Below are 20,196 nucleotides of genomic sequence, written 5' to 3'. Positions count from 1 at the left end.
GAAAGGATGATGGATCTTGAAACAACATGTGATGGCGTTTCTATTTACCGGTACGTTTTTGTTAAGTGGATGTTCTGGACTGCTAGACCAAGTGAACGATACAACGACATATGTCACAGAAGCAAATGAGTATGTGATGGATATTCAGCAATTCACAGAGGATTTTCCACAGCTTGCGGAAGAAGCTGTACAAGATGCTGCCAAAAGAGCAGATTTGACGCAGCAGCTTGAATCATTGAAAGCAGACATTCAAGAATTTAATGAACTCTCAGCCCCATCAATAGCAAAAGACCTGCATGCACAAATCATGGAGAAAAATAAAGTACTGTCAGAGGAGATTCAAACCTATTTACAGCAATTGAAAATGGACAACTTCGATGCTGCAGCTATTTTAGAGGATCAGCAAGGCCTCATGAAGCAGCTTCAGCAATCCGTCAACCTTTTGCAAGATATTGAACAGTTGACAAACTAGAATAAACAAACGGTGATCTCAGCATATCTTTGCCTTTTCAGGTGAAGATATGCTTTAATGGAATGTAAGACAAGTATGATAGAAAAAAGGTGATCAGATGACAGAACAAGAAGAAAGACATATCGCTTCGCCTAGAGCCGAGAAGGAAAAAGAGCAATTAATCAACCGCTTAAAACGAGTGGAAGGTCAAGTGCGAGGGATTCAGCAAATGATTGAAAACGATCGTTACTGTATAGATGTCGTGAATCAAATTTCTGCTGTCAATGCAGCTTTAAAAAAAGTGAGTCTTCAATTAATGGAAAAGCATACACATCATTGCGTAGCAGATGCCATTAAGAGCGGTAATGGGGATGAAGCCATTGAAGAGTTGATGAATGTCTTCACGAAGTTGACAAAATCGTAGCAAACAGCGGATCATTTATGTTTACAATGATACCCTACTAGGGTATAGTAAAAATAGAAAATGATTGATGGAGGCGATGAGAAGTGGAACAAGCAACACTACAAGTGCAAGGCATGTCTTGCGGACATTGTGTGAAAGCAGTCGAAGGAAATGTAGGAGAATTAGCAGGTGTTGAATCTGTGAAAGTCCATTTAGATAAGGGTCAGGTGGAGGTTTCCTTTCACTCAGATCAAATCACGTTACACCAGATCTCTGATGTCATTGAAGAACAGGGATATGATGTCGTATAAAATGAGCATACGTGCTGCATAAGACAGCACGTATTTTTTTAAAAATAACAATACCCCCATGGAGTATGTGGAGAGGTGAGATAAATGAAAAAAGAAATTGATTTTCAAATTACGGGAATGACTTGCGCCGCCTGTGCAGGCCGCATTGAAAAGGGCTTGAACAGGTTGGAAGGTGTGGACGCCGCCAGTGTGAACTTAGCGCTTGAAACATCCCACATTGTGTATGAAACAGAACAACTCACAGCAGAGGATCTAAAACAAAAAATTCAATCTCTTGGCTATGATGTGGTGATGGAACAAGCCGAATTTGATATAGAGGGAATGACGTGTGCTGCTTGTGCAAACCGAATTGAGAAAAAAGTCAACCGGATGGAGGGTATTGATCAAGGGTCAGTGAACTTTGCGCTTGAGACACTTCAGGTGACGTATCATCCAGGGCAAATATCTCCAAGTGACATAAAAGAGGCTGTGAAATCCATTGGGTATTCATTAATCGAACCAGCCGAAGAGCATGCAGAGGAAGGGAAAAAAGACCATCGCCAAGTAGCGATTGAGAAACAAACGGCACGCTTTTTGTTCTCGATGATTTTGTCATTGCCTCTTCTTTGGGCAATGGTCAGTCATTTTTCTTTCACATCGTTTATTTGGTTGCCAGAAGCGTTTATGAATCCATGGGTTCAGCTCGCATTAGCAGCGCCCGTCCAGTTCATTGTCGGCTGGCCTTTTTATGTAGGTGCTTATAAAGCGTTGAAAAATAAAAGTGCCAATATGGATGTCCTTGTGGCATTAGGGACATCAGCTGCTTTTTTCTATAGTTTATATGAAAGTATTCAGTCAGCGGTTCAAGGTACACATGAGGCGGGCCTCTATTATGAAACGAGTGCTGTGCTGATTACGTTGATTGTGCTCGGAAAGTTAATGGAAGCAAGAGCGAAAGGGAGATCATCAGAAGCGATTCAAAAACTGATGGGCTTACAAGCGAAAGAAGCTGTGATAGAGCGAGATGGGAAAGAAATGACCGTTCCTATTTCTGAAGTGAAAGTGAATGATTTTGTGTTCGTCAAGCCGGGTGAAAAAGTCCCGGTAGACGGAGAAATCATCGAAGGAACAACAGCGATCGACGAATCGATGATTACAGGAGAAAGTCTGCCAGTTGATAAAACCACAGGAGATACAGTCATCGGGGCAACCATCAATAAAAATGGATTTGTGAAAGTGAAAGCAACAAAAGTAGGAAAAGAAACGGCTCTTTCACAAATCATTCGAGTCGTCGAACAAGCGCAAGGCTCAAAAGCACCAATTCAAAGAATGGCAGATCAAATTTCAGGGATATTTGTCCCCATTGTTGTAGGATTGGCTGTACTCACTTTTCTGATTTGGTTTTTCTTTGTTGACCCAGGGAATGTGACATCTGCACTTGAAACCTTTATAGCGGTCATCGTCATCGCATGTCCTTGTGCGCTTGGTCTTGCTACACCGACCTCTATTATGGCAGGCAGCGGCCGGGCAGCTGAATCAGGGATTTTGTTTAAAGGCGGAGAACACTTAGAGGTAACCCAATCACTAGATACAGTAGTGCTAGATAAAACAGGGACTGTGACAAAAGGGGAGCCGAGTCTTACAGATGTGATTGCGTCTGCCAATTGGACAGAAGATAAGCTGCTTCAGTTAGCAGGATCGGCAGAACAGCAGTCAGAGCATCCACTTGCCAGAGCGATTACAGATGGCATGAAGACTCGGGGTCTCCAAGCGGTCGAGGTAGAAGCTTTTCAAGCAGATCCTGGTCATGGAATTGAAGCAAGAGCTGCCGGACATGAGCTTTTGATTGGCACACGGAAACTCCTAAAGAAACATCATATCAGCTGCGAAGCACTAGAAACAGTTGTGACTGAGCTTGAAGAACAAGGGAAAACGGCGATGCTCATTGCCATTGACGGCGAGCCAGCAGGTATTGTCGCCGTTGCTGATACAATCAAATCGTCTTCTTCTCAAGCGGTCGCTCGTCTCAAAGAGCAAGGGATTCACGTCGTGATGATGACAGGAGATAACAAGCGCACAGCAGAAGCGATTGCGAGTGAGGCAGGCATAGATCATGTCATCGCTGAAGTTCTTCCAGAGGAAAAAGCGGCTCATATTGTAGCGCTTCAGAAACAAGGAAAAAAAGTGGCGATGGTTGGAGACGGCATTAATGATGCCCCTGCCCTTGCAACAGCAAATATCGGGATGGCTGTCGGAACAGGTACAGATGTTGCCATGGAAGCGGCAGATATTACGCTCATGACAGGAGATCTCCATGCCATTGCAGATGCACTTGAATTTAGCAGAAAAACGATGAGAAACATTAAACAGAATCTATTTTGGGCACTTGCTTACAATTGTATTGGTATACCAGTCGCCGCATTTGGGTTCCTGGCACCATGGCTTGCAGGAGCGGCAATGGCCTCTAGTTCTGTATCGGTTGTGCTGAACGCACTAAGATTACAGCGATTGAAACCTGTCAGAGAGGGTGTGGCAAAATGAAGCTGAATGTCAAATGGGTGTGGACGTTGAGTGCTGTGATTTATGTAGCCATTGTACTGATAGGCTATGCGGTTTATGTCGAACTTTCTCCTCTTCAAGAGCCGCCAGCTGATCATATGTAACATGAGACTTCATCAGAAGCGAAGTCCTCGCATTCGGTGTCAGTCCTGCACTTCGGTGCTCGTCCTTTCTAGACTTCAAAGGTTTTCTATCACACTGAAAAGAAGACAAAGGGCTAAAATAAAGTTCATTTTAGCCCTTTGTCAATAATCTGAGACTTCGCCATAAGCGAAGTATTTTTTTAACAATTTTGTGGAAAAACCCACCTTTTAAAAGATTTTTCATAAAAAATTCACTTCTTTTTGTTCCTTTTTGTCGTTTTTTGTAGGTTCATCGTTAAGATGCGATTAAGCAACAAAGAAAGCGTTATCAAAAAAAGGGGGTCCACGTATGAAAAAGTTAGGGTTAGCTTCTCAAATACTCATCGCACTTGTTTTGGGTGTTGTCGTAGGAGCACTATTTTATCAAAATGAAACCGTTATTAATGTGTTAACGCCGATTGGCGATATATTCATCCACTTAATTAAAATGATCGTTCTTCCAATTGTTATTGCTGCATTGATTGTAGCCGTTGCAGGTGTAGGCGATATGAAAACCATCGGAAGACTCGGTGGGAAAACGATTCTTTACTTCGAAATTGTGACAACGATTGCATTAGCAGTTGGACTGCTTGCAGCAAACGTTTTCCATCCTGGTACAGGAATTGATATGAGTAACATGGAGAAAGGCGATATCTCTAAATATGAAGAGACATCTAAGTCTTCTGCCGAAAAAGCTAGTTTCTCTGAAACGATTGTGCATCTTGTGCCAACAAACGTGTTCCAATCCATTGCAGAAGGTGATCTATTACCAACAATCTTCTTTACAGTGTTATTCGGATTAGGAATTGCAGCAGTTGGAGACAAAGGAAAACCAGTGTTAGGATTCTTTGAGGGGATACTCGAAGCAATGTTCTGGGTGACCAATAAAGTGATGAAGTTTGCACCATTTGGTGTATTCGCGCTCATCAGTGTGACGGTGATCAAATTCGGGGTCGGAGCGCTTCTCCCGCTAGGTAAACTGGTACTTGTCGTTTACGGCACAATGGCATTCTTCGTGATTGTCGTACTTGGCATTATCGCAAAATTAGCTGGAACAAGCGTCTTTACACTATTTAGAGTGTTAAAAGAAGAAATCATTCTTGCATTCTCAACAGCAAGTTCAGAAGCTGTACTGCCTAGACTAATGGATAAAATGGAGAAGTTCGGCTGCCCGAAAGCGATCACGTCGTTCGTTATCCCAACAGGCTATACCTTTAACTTAGATGGAAGTGCCATCTATCAATCCATTGCCGCCATATTTGTTGCACAAATGTACGGCATGCCTCTTTCCATCTATGAGCAAATTACGTTACTATTAATCTTAATGCTCACATCAAAAGGAATGGCTGGTGTACCAGGTGCATCGATCGTTGTTGTCATCACAACACTTGGAGCAATGGGACTTCCACTTGAAGGACTTGCCTTCATCGTTGGGATCGACCGTATCCTTGACATGGTTCGTACAACTGTTAACGTATTTGGTAACTCACTTGCAGCCATTGTCATGTCTAAGTGGGAAAAAGTGTTTGATCAAGAGAAATCGAAGAAGTATATTGAGGAATTAAAACAACAAACAAAAGCAGCGTAAAAGGAGATCTTTTCAAATGACGAAGCTACAGGACAAGCAAGTTCGTATCGAACGAGACTTTCTAGGTGAAAAGGAAGTAGACACTCAAGCGTATTATGGAATTCAAACATTACGTGCAGTAGAGAACTTTCCAATTACTGGCTACCATGTTCATGAGGAACTCATCAAAGCATTAGGGATTGTCAAAAAGGCAGCCGCACTTGCAAATATGGATACAAAGCGACTATATGCTGGTCTTGGAGAAAAAATTGTTCAAGCCGCAGATGAAGTGATTGAAGGAAAATGGAACAATCAATTTATTGTCGATCCAATTCAAGGCGGAGCTGGCACTTCAATGAATATGAATGCCAATGAAGTCATTGCAAACAGAGCGCTTGAACTACTAGGAAAGGAAAAAGGCGCTTATACTGAGCTAAGTCCAAACACGCATGTGAACATGTCGCAGTCAACAAACGACGTTTTCCCAACAGCGATTCATATTTCAACATTGAATATGATTGAAAAACTACTTTATACGATGGAAAACATGCATCAAGTCATGACAGAAAAAGCGCAAGAATTCGATCATGTCATCAAAATGGGACGTACGCATCTTCAGGACGCTGTTCCAATCAGACTTGGTCAAGAGTTTAGTGCATATGCAAAGGTTCTTGCTCGTGATATTAAACGAATCAAGCAGTCTAGACAGCATTTATATGAAGTCAATATGGGCGCAACAGCAGTTGGAACAGGACTGAATGCTGATCCTAAATATATTCGCCAGGTCGTTGGTTATCTAGCTGACATTAGCGGATTGCCGTTAGTTGGAGCAGAAGATTTAGTCGATGCTACGCAAAATACAGATGCTTATACAGAAGTATCAGCTGCACTGAAAGTATGTATGATGAATATGTCCAAAATGGCAAACGATATTCGTTTGATGGCTTCAGGTCCTAGAGCAGGCTTTGGTGAGCTGCACTTGCCGCCGAGACAGCCAGGTTCATCTATCATGCCAGGGAAAGTCAACCCAGTGATGCCTGAGGTCATGAACCAAGTGGCATTCCAAGTCATTGGAAATGACCACACGATCTGCCTTGCATCAGAGGCTGGTCAGCTTGAACTGAACGTCATGGAGCCAGTTTTAATATTCAACTTACTACAGTCTCTCAGTATGATGAAAAATGTATTTGAATCCTTTGTCGATAACTGTTTGCGTGACCTAAAAGCAGATGAATCTAGATTAAAAGAATATGTAGAAAAGAGTGCTGGTGTCATGACGGCGGTCAATCCGCATATTGGTTATGAAGCTGCTGCACGAATTGCGAGAGAAGCGATTCTTACAGGCGTATCTGTACGTGAGCTTTGTCTGCAAAATGATGTGTTATCAGAGGAAGAGCTTGATGTGATCTTAAATCCTTTTGAAATGACAAAACCAGGTATTGCTGGCGCATCACTTTTAGAAAAGGATCGTTTAGAAGATTAAGCGGCATCATGAGAAGCGCACACCGACAAATGTCCGGTGTGCGTTTTTTCATGGACTGTTTGTTTTTCTGAAGCTCACATAGTATACTATCGTCAATTATTAGGGATGTGACTGCGTTTGAATCTACTGAAAAAATGGTTGAATACAGAGCCTTATTTAATTATCATGCTCATTGTTCTGACTCCGATTGGGGGAGAGCTGAAATTTTATCCATTTGAGGATAGCTTTCGGGTCAGCTTTGGAACCGTTGTCTTTTTCTTTATCCTGCTTCAAATGAAAAAATTCCCGGCATGGGCAAGCGGCATCATTGCGGGGGGATCAGTGTTTGCATTCCGGGTGCTTCTTGATACCGCTGTGTCAGGCCACTTAGCGCTGGAAGAGGCCGTTTCTTTAAGATTTCCTTCCCTGCTGTATTACGTCGTCTATGGTACGCTTTTTTATGTATTACAGGTCAGACGTTTCCGTGATAAGCCTTGGCTCATTGGGGCGACAGGGATTATCATGGAACTATGTGCAAGTGTAGTCGAAATGATTGCACTCAGGGGAGCCATTGATGAAATTTTAACAGTGAGAACGCTGTTTCAACTATTTGTATTGGCGATTTTCAGAAGCTTTTTCGTATTGGCTTGTTATACGATGATTCGATTATACGAAGAACAGGCGAGAGAGCGCCAAATGAAGAAGGAAAAGGAACACCTGTTGATGCTGCTGTCGAATCTTTATACGGAATCTACATATTTTTATAAAACCCTTGCACATGCTGAGCACATTACAGCTACTTCATATCAATTGTATCAATCTCTGCATCATGCAAAGGATACGGAATCATTAGATTTAAAAAAACTCGGAAAAACAGCCCTGCAAATTGCAGGTGAGGTACACGAAATCAAAAAGGATAATCAGCGGATTTTTTCTGCCTTATCAAAACTGATTCATGAGGAAAACTTTCAGGAGTATGCAAGTCCTGCTCATATCGCTGGACTTGTGATTCGTATCCATGAAAATTACGCGGAATCTCTTAAAAAACACATCGTTTTTCATTATGATGAAGAAGGACAGCACCCTGCTTATCATGTGTATACCATTCTATCTTTATTAAATAACATTGTATCCAATGCCGTTGAAGCGATTCCAGTAAATGGAGAGGTATCACTATCCATTTCGCGGAAAGAGAATGATGTAATTTTTCAAATCAGTGACAACGGTCCAGGCATTAAAGAGCGTAACCATCATGTGATCTTTAAACCGGGCTTCACTTTAAAATACGACCAAGCCGGGAACCCATCAAGCGGCATCGGTCTTTCCTATGTGAAAGACACAGCCGAGAAGCTTGGCGGAAGTGTTGAAATGAAGAGTATCCCAAATCAACAAACGATGTTCACTTTAACGATACCAATTGATCAAGTCAGCAGAAAAGAGGGGAATGGGAGATGAGATTTTTTATTGTTGATGATGATGAAGCCGTTCGTTCTTCACTGGCACAGCTCATTGAAGATGAAGAGCTTGGCATTGTGGCAGGGGAAGCAGAGGATGGTGCTGAAGTAACAGCGAGCTACTTAAATGATTTGCATATTGATATCTTGTGTATTGATCTTCTGATGCCGGAAAGGGACGGTCTTGAGACGATTCGAGCGATCAAGGATGAATTTCATGGGAAATATTTAATGCTGTCACAGGTAGAAACAAAGGAACTCATCGGCCAGGCATATACGCTCGGTGTCGAGTATTATGTGACAAAGCCGATCAATCGGGTAGAGGTCTTAAGTGTGCTCCACCTCATGATTGAACGTCTGCATTTAGAGCACTCAATTGAAAATATTCAGCATTCGCTCAAATCGGTCATGCAGTTCCAGCAGCGCGGACAGACCACGAAAACGAAGCAGCGTGGGAAAAGTCTTGCAGAGGCAGGTCAGTTTTTGCTGGCGGAGCTTGGGATTGTCGGCGAAAAAGGGTCTAAGGATTTACTAGATATGATTCTTTTCACAGATCAGTATTTAGCGTTACATGCCGATCAGCACGACTCTTTTCCTTCATTAAAAGTAATTTTCACTGGCATCACAGAGGATAAATTAAACGAACCTTTTACATCAGCAGACATCGCAAGAGAAGCAAAAGCAGCGGAACAGCGGGTAAGACGTGCGATCAACCAATCATTGAAACACATCGCCTCGCTCGGGTTAACCGATTTTTCTCACCCAACCTTTGAAAACTATGCATCAAAATTTTTCGATTTTACCATTGTGCGTAAGAAAATGAGTGAACTCACAAAAGAGAAAAGTGGAAGAGAAGAGCACACACGTATCAATGTGAAGAAATTTGTACAGGTGCTCTATTACGAGGCGAAACGTATTTTCATGGAAGATTAAATAAGACATGCTCTCTATAAGGAGAGCATGTCTTTTTTTGTGATGGATTGAAGATGCATCTGTAGCACGGAGCGCATGAGCTGTGGCGGTAAACGATGGGGCTGTACGATTCCATTCAATGCAAGCCCATTGATGACCGCATAAAGCCGCTCAGTTTCTAATAAAAGATCGAGATGATCTAGCAGTAGCTCATCCTCTTTCAATTTCATTAAGCAAAATTGAACGGTTTGAAAAAGCTCGTCATACATCTTTGCATTGAGCGGCTGTAAATCTGGTTCAGTCAGTGCCTTGACTGTAAAAGCCTGCCACACCTCCATTTCAAATATTCGTTCTTCGTCTAGTGGAAGAACCTGCTCCAATAAAGTGAATACATTTTCCTCTGTTGAACCGTTTAATGGAAGCTTAGCAATTCGCTCCTTCACTCTTTCCTGAATTAAATTCATGGAGAATAGAAATAATTCTTGCTGTGTGGAAAAATAATGACGCATAGAGCCGGCTGAAATGCCAGCTTCAACGGCTATTTTTCGTACAGAAGCGCTTTCCAATCCCTCTTGTTTAATCACTCTCATAGCAGCTTGAGCGACCTTTTGTTTTTGTTTATGGTGATCGACGATTTTTGGCATACCTTGATTTTAGCACAGCTATTGTTTTTTTAACACAGTTGTGTTATTTTTTATTTAATACAATCGTGTTAAAAAGGATGTGGGGAAATTGGTCGGTTTATTGATTGTGGCATGTGAAATTGGTTTTTGGCTGTTTATTCTTATGGGCTTAACACTGCGTTATGTGTTTAAACAGAAAAAATGGGGTGCTTTCTTTCTTGTCTGTACGCCGGTTTTAGATCTCATCCTTCTTGCGGCTACTTATATAGATTTAAAGCAAGGGGCTGTGGCGAACGTCATTCACGGGCTTGCGGCTGTTTATATTGGTGTGAGCCTTGCCTTTGGACATCAAATGGTGAAATGGGCGGATGCTAAGTTTGCTTATCGTTTTGCAGGAGGCCCTAAGCCGAAGGGAAAACCAAAGTACGGGAAGGAGCGGTCTTTGTATGAGATGGTGGGCTGGACGCGTCATTTCATCTCTTATGTCATCGGAGCGGGGCTGTTATATGGATTGACCTATCTCATCCAAGCACCAGAACGAACGGAATCTCTGATGCAGCTTGTCAGTGTGTGGGGGATGGTCTTAACCATTGATTTCATCATTAGCATCAGCTACGTCATTTGGCCGAAAAAACACCCGGAAAATATAGCAGGTTGACAAAAAAGACAGGCGGACTCATTCCACCTGTCTTTTTGCTATGAGGACAATCCTTTGTAAATGGTGTCAATATTCCATTTCATCATCTTATAGTAGCTGTCCCCATCTTCACCTTCTTTGCCAATAGAGTCCGTAAATACTTTCCCCTTAATCGGAACTCCGGTTTCCTCAGATAGGCTTTCAAGGCTGCGCTTATCTACACTTGTTTCAAGAAAAAGGGCAGGAACTTGATGGTCTTTAACAAAATGAATGATGCGCTTCATTTGTCCAGGAGTTCCTTCACTTTCTGTGTTGATCTCCCAAATGTAGCCGGCTTTCAGTCCATACGCATCCGCAAAATATTTGAATGCCCCTTCGCTTGTGACAAGGAGTTTTTTGTCTTTTGGGAGTTGATCAAACTTGTCTTTTGCTTCATCGTGAAGCGTTTGAAGTTTTTTGATATAGGTTTCAGCATTTTTCTCGTAATCCTCTTTATGCTCAGGATCTGCTTGAATGAGCGCATCTCTGGCATTTTGCGCATAAAGAATCCCATTCTCGACATTCAGCCATGCGTGTGGGTCCTGCTGGCTTTCAAGCCCTTTTGAAGACAAATGCTTCACTTTGACGCCTTTACTCAGCTCGGCTACAGGTGCATCATCTCCGTCCTTGCCGCTCGATTCAAGCAGTTTTTGAAACCAGCCATTCCCTGTTTCAAGGTTCAAGCCATTAGATAGAACAAGGTCTGCATCCGTCGTATACTGAACATCCTTTGGTAGTGGGTCAAATTCATGTGGGTCTGTACCAATGGGAACAATGCTGTGAATAGAGACATGCTGTCCGCCTACTTCCTTCACAATGTCATAAAGAATGGAGTAGGTCGTGACAACTTTTAATGTACCGTCATCTTTTCCGGAACTCTTTTGCTGAGTAGAACAGCCTGCGATGACCAAAAGGGCAATACATACTGCGGTCAAACGGATTGCTAATACCTTCTTCATATATGTCCTCCTTTTACATAGACGCTTCCTTTTTTAACTGTGTTCGTTTTCGCTTCGATTTTAAGGATCTCCACAATATCCCTTGTTTCGGTGAAAAGATAAAGGCACTGCCGAATAATATGGTCGCGACCAGCACAATGGAAGCACCAGACGATAAGTTATACGTAAAGCTGAGCCCAAGTCCTACGACGGCTGAAACTGCTCCAAAAAAAGCAGATAAATAAATCATGATCCATAGCCGGTCTGTCAGTAAATAAGCGGTGGCAGCTGGTGTAATAAGCATTGCAACAACAAGAATAATACCTACAGTTTGCAGAGACGCCACGGTCACTAAGGTCAATAAGGTCATGAGGAAATAATGGATCATGCGATTCGGTAAACCGTAAACCGAAGAAATCACTGGATCAAATGAACTAATGAGCAGTTCTTTGTAGAAAACAATGACAGCCAGCAAAATGAAAATGCCAATGCCAAGCGTGATCCACATATCAGATGAACGAACGGCTAGTACGTTTCCAAACAAGATATGATATAAATCGCTGGAACTTTTCAAAAATGTAATCAAAATGATCCCAATGGAAAAAAAAGCAGTGAATACGATGCCGATGGCAGAATCATTTTTAATGCGGCTGTTTTGACTGACATATCCGATGCCGATGGCTGTCAGTACACCAGTTAGAACCGCACCAAAGAAAAAGTTAATGCCGAGCATATAAGAGATGGCGACACCTGGAAGTACAGCGTGTGAAATCGCATCTCCCATCAAAGCCATTCCCCGTAAAATGATAAAGCAGCCAATGACGCCGCAGATGATCCCTACCATAACGGATGTAAATAACGCTTTTTGTAAAAACGCATATTCAAAAAGTCCGGTTAAGAATTCCATTACGCGTCTCCTCCTGCTGATTTTAAAAATGGCAGTTGTGTTTCGTATGCTTGGAGCATGACCTCAGGACGAAGAATATCATGTACAGGCCCTGCTTTGACCAGCTTTTTATTTAGAAGAACGAGATGGCTGAAGTAATCATCGGCTTTACTTAAGTCATGGTGGACGACCAGAATGGTTTTTCCTTCATCTCGTAATTCCTTCAAAATGCCGATCATCGTTTCTTCACTTGCCATATCAATTCCGACAAATGGTTCATCTAAACAAAAGAGCTGTGCGTTTTGAGCGAGTGCTCGCGCAAGGAAGACACGCTGCTGCTGACCGCCAGATAATTCCCCAATCTGTCTTTTGGCAAAGTCCTGCATCCCGACCTTTTCTAAGCAATGGTACGCATAGGCACGGTCTTCTTTTTTCGGTCGTTTGATCAATCCGAGCTTTGGGTATGTGCCAAGCAGTACGGTATCCAGCACATGGATAGGAAACGTCCAGTCTAGATCATTTCTTTGCGGTACATAGGCGATCTGTTTTCTCACTTGTTTAAAGGGTTGTTCAAAAAAACGAATATCCCCTTGATCCTTTTCAATTAAATCTAAACATGCTTTCAATAAAGTCGATTTACCAGCACCATTTGGACCAATGATTCCAGTCATCGTTCCTTCCTGTATGGAAAGAGAGACGTTTTCTAGTGCATCCTGTCCGTGGTATGAGACATACAGGCGGTCGATTGTTAAAGCATTTGACATCTCTTGCGGCCCCTTTCGATCATCAATTGCGTTTCCTAAAAATATATGCATACATTTAATAATTTTGACTAAAGGATGAAATGATTCTCTAACGCTAATTTGTTTCCTTGAGGAAACTTTTATCTTATTCTAATCGTATGTCCTTCTTTTGTAAAGAGAAATGCTGAATATTCCCATCAAGCGATCGTTTTTATGTTATGCAACGAAGAGGGGACATGAGCATGGATTATTGAAAATTCACGTGACATCCTTGAATACGAAAAATCTCAAACATTTGCTTATAAATGATTGACAGTTTGTAAGAACTCCTCATATAATAAGGGTAATTCAATATATGAATATGTGCTCATATATAATATCTACAGCAGCTGATAGGTTTAATTGAATCAGGGAAGGCTACTTATATAGAAAAAGGTGAGAACATGAAAAAGATGAAGGATGAATACGTATTAAGCGGTCTCGATTGTGGAAACTGTGCACGTAAAATTGAAACAGGCGTCAGCAAACTCGAAGGGGTTGAAGCCTGCTCAATTAATTTTGCGACGGGTACATTAACTGTGACACATGCTGATGCACAAGAAACGATGTCAAAGCGTATTGAAAAAACCGTTCAGTCCATTGAACCTCATGTGAGTGTATCACCAAAAGAAGAAGGACATCACCACGATCACGAGCATGGAACAAAGAATTTAAAAACGATTGTACTGAAATTAATTGGTGGTGCAGTCATTGGAACAGCGGCTTATTTTATACCTGACAATGGCTTACTGAAGTTCATCATGTTTTTCGCCGCGTATTTACTAGTTGGCGGAGATGTTGTCTTGAAAGCACTGAAAAATATTGTGCGCGGTCAAGTATTTGATGAGAACTTCTTAATGACCATAGCCACAGTTGGTGCTTTTGTGATTCAGCAGTATCCTGAGGCACTGGCAGTCATGCTGTTTTACCAAATTGGAGAACTGTTCCAAGGGGCAGCTGTGAATCGCTCTAGAAAATCAATTAGCGAATTAATGAATATCCGTCCAGAATACGCAAACCTCAAAAAGGGGCAAGAAACAAAAAAGGTAAAGCCGGAAGAAGTCAAAGCGGGTGACCGTATTGTCGTCAAACCAGGTGAAAAAATTCCTTTAGATGGACGCGTGATAGACGGTTATTCTCTTGTGGATACCTCTGCACTAACTGGGGAGTCTGTTCCAAGAGATGTGGAAGCAGGAAAAGAAGTGCTTGCTGGATTTGTGAACCAAAACGGCATTCTTGAAATTGAAGTGCAAAAAGAGCTCAGTGAGTCAGCGGTTACGAAGATTTTGGATTTAGTCGAAAATGCAAGCAGCCGTAAAGCGCAGACAGAAAACTTTATCACAAAGTTCGCTAAATATTATACACCTGCTGTGGTCGTGCTAGCTTTATTGCTAGCCTTTGTACCACCGCTTCTCATCCCATCAGCTCAATTGTCTGATTGGGTGTACCGGGCACTTGTCTTCCTTGTCATTTCGTGTCCATGTGCTCTCGTTGTATCCATTCCATTAGGTTTCTTTGGCGGGATTGGTGCCGCATCAAAACGAGGTATTTTAGTGAAAGGCAGTAACTACTTAGAAGCCTTGAACTCTGTGCGCTATGCGGTGTTTGATAAAACAGGTACTTTGACAAAAGGGAACTTTACAGTCACTCATATCGAAGCAGCGAATGAGAAATGGTCAGAAGAGGAATTGCTTTCTTTTGCGGCACTGGCAGAAGCGCATTCTTCGCATCCGATTGCGGAATCGATTAAGGCGGCTTACGGGGCGTCTCTTGATGAGAGCCAGATCGAATCTTACGAGGATATTGCGGGTCATGGGATCAAAGCGACAATTCGCGGAGCTCATGTATTGGCAGGTAACCATCGCCTGATGGAACGAGAGGGCATTGCTTTTGAAAAAGAAAAACGAAGCGGAACGGTTGTGTATTTAGCAATAGACGGTGAGTTTGCGGGATCGATCTTGATTGCAGATGAAGTAAAAGACGATGCAGTTGAAGCGATATCTTCTCTAAAAGCTGCGGGCATTCAAACCGTGATGCTTACAGGGGATGCTGCGCAAGTAGGAAATGCAGTCGCACAACAGATCGGCATTGACGAAGTTCACACTGAATTATTGCCACAGGATAAAGTCGCCAAAATCGAAGACATGTATGAGAAAAAAGCATCTCAAGACAAATTATTGTTTGTTGGTGACGGCATAAACGATACGCCGGTTTTGGCAAGAGCGGATATAGGTATTGCCATGGGTGGACTTGGTTCAGATGCAGCAGTTGAAGCGGCTGATATTGTGATTATGACAGATCAGCCATCGAAGGTAGCGGAAGCCATTGCTGTCGCTAAAAGAACGAGAGCCATCGTATGGCAGAATATTGCGTTTGCTCTTGGGGTGAAGGCCGTCTTCCTCATACTTGGTGCATTCGGTATTGCAACGATGTGGGAAGCCGTCTTCTCGGATGTTGGTGTCACTGTACTGGCTGTTTTAAATGCGATGAGGGTCATGAAATAAAATTGTAAGGAAAAATTCATGAATAGCGTCTTTCATAATAGACCCCCTCTTGTTAAAATAGAAGAAGTTGGATAATGGCATTTTCCTGAGCTGTTATCCTTTTTCTTTGTGAAGGAATGAATGAAAAAGATAAGGTAGGTGCTTTTGTGAGTAAAAAAAATAATCAATCTTCATCCATCAAGTTTGCAGTTATATTAACCATCATTGCAGCTCTTCTCATCGGTATTTTCGTTGTGATCGGTAACAACAACAGCCAAGAAGCACAAACAGTCGACAGTAAGCCGTCTATTAAAGGACAGCCTGTCATGGGAGATCAAAAGGCAAAAGTGCAAGTTGTCGAGTTTGGGGATTACAAATGTCCATCATGTAAATCATTTGAGACAGACATTTTCCCAAAATTGAAAGCAGACTACATAGATAATGGCGATGTATCCTTCTCATTTATTAACTTACCACTGCCTGTTCATGGGGACGGTGCGGTATTAGCAGCACTGGCTTCTGAAGAAGTGTGGAAAGAAGATCCGAAAAACTTCTGGGCATTTCATGAAGCGGTCTACAACGCACAACCAGATAGTGAAGCAGAATGGGTAACGCCAGCAAAGCTCACCGAATTGGCGAAGAAGACAACGAAAATTGATACGGACAAGCTGAAAGATAACCTATCAAAGAAAACATATCAGCCACAGTTGAACACAGATGATCAGCTGGTGAATCAATACAAAGTAAATGCAACACCAACTATTTTCATTAACAATAAACAAGTCCAAAACTTTTATGACTATGATGAAATCAAAGAATTAATTGATCAAGAGCTGAAAGGGAAAAAATCATGAAGAATAAACTGATTTACTTATACAGCGCTTGGATCGTGTCGATTGTGGCGACGATGAGCAGCCTGTATTTAAGCGAAGTAAAGAAGTTTATTCCATGTGATATGTGCTGGTTTCAGCGCATTTTCATGTATCCGCTTGTGCTTTTACTTGGAATTGCTACATTCCGTGGCGATGTCAAAGTGAAGTACTACGTTCTCCCTTTGGCCGGAATTGGTGCTTGCTTTTCCATCTATCATTATATGGAACAAAAGATTCCAGGCTTTGCATCGATTCGTCCTTGTCTAAGCGGTATTCCTTGTTCCGTTGATTATCTGAACTGGTTTGGTTTTATCACCATTCCACTCTTAGCTCTCATTGCATTTATTCTGATCATCATTAGTATGCTGCTTTTAAATGCAAAAGAAGATTGAGGAGATAGCCTGCTTTTAAGCAGGCTATCAGCGTGTAGACAAACCCTCACATTCGTTGTCAGTCCTGTGTGCTGGTGCTCACGAATGTCAAATTCGCTCCGCTCCAGTACTCGTCCTTCCTAGACTGCAAAGGTTTTCTATCACGCTGAAATGAAGACAAAGGGCTAAAATCAAGATCATTTTAGCCCTTTGTCAACAATCTGAGCCTGCTTTTAAGCAGGCTATTTTTTATTTTTGCAAAAAGATAAAATTTAAAGAAAATTTGTATTGCTTTTCATTTGTGTCAGATATACATTAAGGGGAGAGTGTTAGATGATCAGACAATGGTAAGGAGATAAGCGGAAAATGGCATGGGAAGTCTTAAGTATTATAGGCATTGTGGCATTCGCCATTAGTGGTGCGATTGTCGCAATGGAGGAAGAGTACGATATTCTTGGTGTGTACATTTTAGGGATTGTCACAGCATTTGGCGGTGGAGCGATTCGGAATCTATTAATTGGTCTTCCGGTGTCTGCTTTATGGTCGCAGGGCAAAATGTTTACCATTGCCCTTGTATCCATTACGATCGTGTTTCTATTTCCAAAGCTTTTGCTCAAGCACTGGAGCACGTGGGGGAATTTCTCAGATGCGATCGGTTTAGCAGCCTTTGCGATTCAAGGTGCATTATTTGCTGTACAAAGAGAGCTCCCGCTCAGTGCGGTCATTGTGGCAGCCATTTTGACTGGAAGCGGCGGCGGCATTGTGCGTGATTTATTAGCAGGACGAAAGCCACTTGTGCTAAAAGCAGAGATTTACGCAGTATGGGCAGCCCTAGGCGGCTTACTCGTCGGACTCGGCTTAGCGCAAGGAGAGCTTGCTTTATATCTGCTGTTTGTCATCCTTGTCATATGCAGGGTTTGTTCCTACTTATTCAAATGGCGGCTTCCCGCAAGGTCTTATTTTTTAAATAAAGGGTAAAACGAAAAAAGGGCGATGTCGCTCTTTTTTTTATTTGTTATTCGAGCTTGATGTCAGCAGGTCAAGCTGTTTTCGTGTAAAATAAAAGTAGGTTCTTTATTCATCATTGGAACAATACACGAGATGAAAATGTTGTCATTTGACTGAATATGTAGATTCAGTCTTTTTTTGCCTAGATGGATTGTTATGTGTTGGTTTCACTTTTTGCGGGATACTAAAAAAACGCTCGTGATCGAACGGATGGATCAGAAAGAAATGAACACATCTTTGCATGTAAGCAAAACATGACGGAAAAAATGAAATGGGAGGGACATGTACTAGTGGAGATTTTTTTGGCAGTGCTCGTACTACTAGCACTCATTGCATCATCTAATATTATCAATCGTTTTCTGCCCTTTATTCCAGTTCCATTAATCCAAGTGGGTTTAGGGATATTGGTCGCAGCTTTTCCTTCAGGTTTACATATTTCTTTAAATCCTGAGCTATTCTTCGTTTTATTCATTGCACCACTGTTATTTAATGATGGGAAGCGTACCCCAAGGGACGAGCTGTGGAAATTAAGAGCGCCCATTCTTCTATTAGCTTTAGGGCTCGTATTTGCGACAGTCATTGTCGCGGGATATACCATCCATTGGATGATTCCAAGCATACCACTTCCAGCTGCATTTGCGCTTGCAGCGATTTTATCACCGACAGATGTGGTTGCTGTAAGTGCACTTTCCAGCCGTGTGAATATGCCAAAGGGGATCATGAGACTGCTGGAAGGCGAAGGGCTGATGAACGATGCGTCAGGACTTGTTGCCTTTAAATTTGCTATTGCAGCAACGGTTACAGGGGCATTTTCCATTGCAGAGGCATCCTTTAGCTTTGTTCTTATTGCTGCTGGCGGATTATTGACTGGATTTATTCTGTCGTTTTTTATCATTCGTTTTCGCTACTTTCTCCGCCGTTTAGGCATGGACGATGTCACAATGCACATCATCCTGCAAATCCTCACGCCGTTTGTGATTTATTTAGCAGCGGAAGAAATTGGCGTATCCGGCATTTTAGCCGTTGTTGCCGGTGGTGTGACACATGCCATCGAGCAAGACCGAATGGAAGCGAATTTAGCAAAACTGCAAATTGCTTCTTCAAACACGTGGAATATTATTTTATTTATTTTAAATGGCCTTGTTTTCGTTTTACTTGGGTTACAAATTCCTGATGTATCGACCGTCATTTTCCAAGATGAAGCCTTTAATAATATGCAGGTCATCAGTTACATTTTAATCATTACATTCTGTCTGATGATTCTCAGATTCCTATGGGTATGGCTGTTCTGGGCAGGAAACTGGAGTGTATCGAAAAAGAAGAACGCGAAAAAACCGAAGCTGCGTGCTTCCATGCTGATGACATTCTCTGGTGTTCGTGGTGCTGTTACATTAGCAGGTGCTTTCTCCATCCCATTTACGCTTGCAGACGGATCACCATTTCCTGAGCGTCATTTAATTATTTTCCTCGCAGCAGGCGTCATTTTATGTACACTCATTTTAGCGAGTGTGCTGCTGCCTATTTTATCGGAGAAAAAAGATAAGCAAGTGGATGTGGACTTAGATACAAAGATTCAGCACGCGAAACGGAAGCTGCTGAGAAGTGCCATTAAAACTCTAAAAGAAGGAATGAATGAAGACAATCGAGAAGTCTCCCTTGCACTCATCAATGATTACCGAATGAAGCTGAGAAATATTCAGCGGGAACCGTACCAGTTTGGTATGAGAAAACAAGAGAGAAAAATCAGACTGCACGGCATTAAAGCAGAACAGATGAAACTTCAGCAGTTGATCGAGGAAGAGAAAATCGACAAAGAAGAAGCGTATGAGCTGCAAGAGAGATTTCATGAGTTGGAAATGCTCTATTCCAACTCCTTTAAAATTCGTTTCTCAAAAGTGAAGTTTCTGCGCTTACTACAATGGCTTCAACTATGGCGTCCGAATCAGCGTATTTCAAGCGGCATATTAGAAAACGAGGAATCGTATAAACAAATCCGTAAGAAAACGGCTGAAGCTGCGGTGGATTCTATTAAGCACCATATGACCGAAGACAATCAACAAACGTGTCATCAAGTCATTGGGTTTTACAATCAAGTGATATTCCGCTGTGAACATGGTCCTTCTTTCTTTCAGCAAAAGGATCGTACGTTTGACCGGAAGAAGAAAGAGCTTAACTTCCAAGCCGTACAGACGATTCGTAATGAAATCCAAACCTTATATGAAAATGGCGAAATCAATCGTGATATTGCCCATCATTTAAGGGAGTATATCAACGACATGGAAGCAGTCTTACTGACCAATACATGATGTTGTCATCTTCTCCCCTATGTTTTATGAT

The 20,196-nt window shown here is 42.1% G+C and carries 19 protein-coding genes; 15 read left to right on the top strand and 4 right to left on the bottom strand.

All coding sequences use genetic code 11. The features are described 5' to 3' along the window. Positions 1-16 precede the first annotated feature (16 nt). The 9 genes from V7L95_RS03510 to V7L95_RS03470 all read left to right on the top strand — a co-directional run bounded on the left by V7L95_RS03510 (position 17) and on the right by V7L95_RS03470 (position 9,241). A complete protein-coding gene (locus V7L95_RS03510; protein ID WP_076821121.1) occupies positions 17-472 on the top strand; it encodes a DUF6376 family protein in 456 nt (151 codons plus the stop codon). A gap of 97 nt (positions 473-569) precedes the next feature. Next, positions 570-875 (top strand): metal-sensing transcriptional repressor, encoded by a 306-nt coding sequence (locus V7L95_RS03505; protein WP_008347647.1) that lies wholly within the window; start codon positions 570-572, stop codon positions 873-875. An 83-nt stretch (positions 876-958) separates the two neighbouring features. Then, a complete protein-coding gene (gene copZ / locus V7L95_RS03500; protein WP_008347645.1) occupies positions 959-1,165 on the top strand; it encodes a copper chaperone CopZ in 207 nt (68 codons plus the stop codon). Positions 1,166-1,249: 84 nt separating this feature from the next. Continuing rightward, positions 1,250-3,685 carry a heavy metal translocating P-type ATPase gene (locus V7L95_RS03495; RefSeq protein WP_050826613.1) on the top strand — a complete coding sequence of 812 codons (2,436 nt, stop codon included), beginning with the start codon at positions 1,250-1,252 and terminating at the stop codon, positions 3,683-3,685. Beyond that, positions 3,682-3,807, top strand: a complete 126-nt coding sequence (locus tag V7L95_RS03490; RefSeq protein ID WP_265784893.1) for a hypothetical protein — start codon at positions 3,682-3,684, stop codon at positions 3,805-3,807. Before V7L95_RS03495 ends, V7L95_RS03490 begins: the two co-directional genes overlap by 4 nt. 328 nt (positions 3,808-4,135) lie before the next feature. Further along, positions 4,136-5,413, top strand: coding sequence for a cation:dicarboxylase symporter family transporter (locus V7L95_RS03485; RefSeq protein WP_007500222.1), 1,278 nt, complete (start codon positions 4,136-4,138; stop codon positions 5,411-5,413). Between the two features lie 16 nt (positions 5,414-5,429). Next, on the top strand, positions 5,430-6,875 hold the full coding sequence (gene aspA / locus V7L95_RS03480) for an aspartate ammonia-lyase (protein ID WP_035701391.1): 1,446 nt from the start codon (positions 5,430-5,432) through the stop codon (positions 6,873-6,875). A 117-nt stretch (positions 6,876-6,992) separates the two neighbouring features. Beyond that, positions 6,993-8,309: a sensor histidine kinase gene (locus V7L95_RS03475; RefSeq protein WP_017368058.1), complete on the top strand. Its 1,317-nt coding sequence runs from the start codon at positions 6,993-6,995 to the stop codon at positions 8,307-8,309. After that, a complete protein-coding gene (locus V7L95_RS03470; RefSeq protein WP_050826612.1) occupies positions 8,306-9,241 on the top strand; it encodes a response regulator in 936 nt (311 codons plus the stop codon). Before V7L95_RS03475 ends, V7L95_RS03470 begins: the two co-directional genes overlap by 4 nt. Positions 9,242-9,255: 14 nt before the next feature. On the opposite strand, the gene V7L95_RS03465 is transcribed toward V7L95_RS03470, so the two are convergent. After that, positions 9,256-9,864: a TetR/AcrR family transcriptional regulator gene (locus V7L95_RS03465; protein ID WP_050826611.1), complete on the bottom strand. Its 609-nt coding sequence runs from the start codon at positions 9,862-9,864 to the stop codon at positions 9,256-9,258. Between the two features lie 88 nt (positions 9,865-9,952). On the opposite strand from V7L95_RS03465, the gene V7L95_RS03460 reads away from it, so the two are divergent. Further along, entirely contained in the window at positions 9,953-10,501 is a 549-nt protein-coding gene (locus tag V7L95_RS03460; RefSeq protein ID WP_025207975.1) for a hypothetical protein, read from the top strand. A gap of 38 nt (positions 10,502-10,539) precedes the next feature. Here V7L95_RS03460 and V7L95_RS03455 read toward each other — a convergent pair whose 3' ends face one another. Genes V7L95_RS03455 through V7L95_RS03445 form a run of 3 tightly spaced genes read right to left on the bottom strand, consistent with a single transcriptional unit; the run spans position 10,540 to position 13,107 of the window. Beyond that, positions 10,540-11,478, bottom strand: a complete 939-nt coding sequence (locus tag V7L95_RS03455) for a metal ABC transporter substrate-binding protein (RefSeq protein WP_025207974.1) — start codon at positions 11,476-11,478, stop codon at positions 10,540-10,542. A 13-nt stretch (positions 11,479-11,491) separates the two neighbouring features. Continuing rightward, the gene (locus V7L95_RS03450; RefSeq protein WP_007500236.1) at positions 11,492-12,364 is read right to left on the bottom strand and encodes a metal ABC transporter permease; all 873 of its coding nucleotides are present in this window, start codon (positions 12,362-12,364) and stop codon (positions 11,492-11,494) included. After that, positions 12,364-13,107 carry a metal ABC transporter ATP-binding protein gene (locus V7L95_RS03445; protein ID WP_008347622.1) on the bottom strand — a complete coding sequence of 248 codons (744 nt, stop codon included), beginning with the start codon at positions 13,105-13,107 and terminating at the stop codon, positions 12,364-12,366. The genes V7L95_RS03450 and V7L95_RS03445 overlap by 1 nt, the downstream gene beginning before the upstream one ends. A gap of 422 nt (positions 13,108-13,529) precedes the next feature. On the opposite strand from V7L95_RS03445, the gene V7L95_RS03440 reads away from it, so the two are divergent. The 5 genes from V7L95_RS03440 (at position 13,530) to V7L95_RS03420 (ending at position 20,165) form a co-directional block, all read left to right on the top strand. Then, a complete protein-coding gene (locus tag V7L95_RS03440; RefSeq protein WP_340967991.1) occupies positions 13,530-15,629 on the top strand; it encodes a heavy metal translocating P-type ATPase in 2,100 nt (699 codons plus the stop codon). Positions 15,630-15,745: 116 nt separating this feature from the next. Continuing rightward, entirely contained in the window at positions 15,746-16,462 is a 717-nt protein-coding gene (locus V7L95_RS03435; RefSeq protein WP_008347618.1) for a DsbA family protein, read from the top strand. Further along, positions 16,459-16,872: a disulfide oxidoreductase gene (locus V7L95_RS03430; protein WP_007500241.1), complete on the top strand. Its 414-nt coding sequence runs from the start codon at positions 16,459-16,461 to the stop codon at positions 16,870-16,872. The genes V7L95_RS03435 and V7L95_RS03430 overlap by 4 nt, the downstream gene beginning before the upstream one ends. A 345-nt stretch (positions 16,873-17,217) precedes the next feature. Continuing rightward, a complete protein-coding gene (locus V7L95_RS03425) occupies positions 17,218-17,829 on the top strand; it encodes a trimeric intracellular cation channel family protein (RefSeq protein ID WP_007500242.1) in 612 nt (203 codons plus the stop codon). A 320-nt stretch (positions 17,830-18,149) separates the two neighbouring features. Further along, the gene (locus V7L95_RS03420) at positions 18,150-20,165 is read left to right on the top strand and encodes a Na+/H+ antiporter (protein WP_017359242.1); all 2,016 of its coding nucleotides are present in this window, start codon (positions 18,150-18,152) and stop codon (positions 20,163-20,165) included. The last annotated feature ends 31 nt before the right edge of the window (positions 20,166-20,196 follow it).

The sequence above is a fragment of the Bacillus sp. PPSBB_11 genome, from assembly GCF_038023285.1.
In the GTDB taxonomy this organism is placed as follows: domain Bacteria; phylum Bacillota; class Bacilli; order Bacillales; family Bacillaceae; genus Bacillus; species Bacillus altitudinis.
This window is presented reverse-complemented; position numbering and strand designations above follow the sequence as displayed.